The organism is Okeania sp. SIO2F4 (assembly GCF_010672385.1).
Lineage (GTDB): Bacteria > Cyanobacteriota > Cyanobacteriia > Cyanobacteriales > Microcoleaceae > Trichodesmium.
In genome coordinates, this window is sequence record NZ_JAAHGT010001396.1 from 1 (window position 1) to 1,485 (window position 1,485).

At 43.4% G+C, this 1,485-nt stretch carries 1 pseudogene; it reads right to left on the reverse strand.

What is annotated here, in order from left to right:
• Positions 1-479: 479 nt before the first annotated feature.
• Positions 480-1,481, reverse strand: a pseudogene (locus tag F6K22_RS40725) (IS630 family transposase).
• Positions 1,482-1,485 lie beyond the last annotated feature (4 nt).

Genomic DNA, 1,485 nt, shown 5'->3' on the forward strand with positions numbered 1-1,485 from the left:
CGCCATACTGAGATTGTTAAAACTACAACCACACAAAAGTATTGAAGAGTTAGACAGGACTTAGGCAGGACCCCCATATCTGGTAGCTGTCCCCACAGATAGTGTATTGCCTCAGAGTGGGGGTAAGTCCTGTTGAAAAAACTCTACCGACAAACTCAATACCCGCCCTTAATGAACTAGATTGCAAATCCTCTGATTGGTAGCTAGTATCTTTTGCTTACAAGCAAGAAGTGATCCTCACAGACCATCAGGCGATATAGCGCCACACTTGCTCTTCCCAGGCTCTTCAATTGGCATGGAGAAATATGTGTGAGCGAGTTCTGAGTGTGTCACAGTTTCACCCAACAGGATCAAGATGCTTCAATTTAATTCGTGCATATGAGGTTGTGAACTCAAATCCGGTAGTATCAGAGTAATTAAACTTGAATTTTCGGCCACCAATGGTACTGGGTTATAGCCTTGATTAGAAGCTGCTGTTTTCAAAGAACTTGACAACGCTCAAACAAAACTGCTTCTAGCTCCTCAAGGCTAGCAAATGAACGATTTGCTATTGGTTCATTAATTAGAGGCCATAAACGCTCCGCAGGTTGTAAATAAGAGTGAGTAGGCTGGCAAATACTCTAAGTGCAAGCCTAAAGGAATCTTTAACTCAGAACTTGTATGCCATCGAGCTGTGTCAATGGTTAAGATGATGTGTTTGTCTTCTCCTAAGTCAAATTCTCGTGCAAAGTCTTCGCGCAACTCGGTTAAACAGCTCTAGATTAACTTTTGGTAAAATCCAGTAGTAAGTTTCACCATTATTTGGATTGACAAACCCATATAACCATAGCCATTGGTATCTCCAGTTGACATGGGCAATTGGTTGTTCTCCCCACATAGTCCAGACTATCCGTGTATATAGGTTTTAACCCTAGGCGATGTTCATCCATTGCCCAGACTTCGACTGTTGCCCCTGGGTGTTTTTGACTTACTTCTTGGAGTTTTTGCCTGAGTTTTTTTTCCACTGTTCTTGCTCTGTAGTGTCCCCTTTATCGTGTGCTGGACCTGGTACTTTTAAACGCATTTCAAAGCTGCGTAAATATTCCCACCCTCTTTGAGGATGAATAGGACGCTCTAAATGGTCGCTCATCCACTCCGCCACTTTAGGCCCATTCCATAAACCTCCATCTATGGGTGGCTCTTGTAGTGCTTGCCATAGTAAAGCTTGGTCTATTTCTGAGAGTAGGGTCTGTGGCCCCTGATGTTGATGGCGACGATCTTTTAATCCATCAACACCTAATCGGTTATAGCGCCCTACAATTCTGTAAATTGAACCACGCCGATATCCAGTAACGTCAGCCACTTCTTCTACTTTGTGGCCTTTAGCTACCAACCAGAGGATTTGCAATCTAGTTCGTTAAGCGTGGGTCTTGAGTTTGTCGGTAGAGTTTTTCCAACTCTTCAATACTTTTGTGTGGTTGTAGCTTTAACAATCTCGGCATGGCG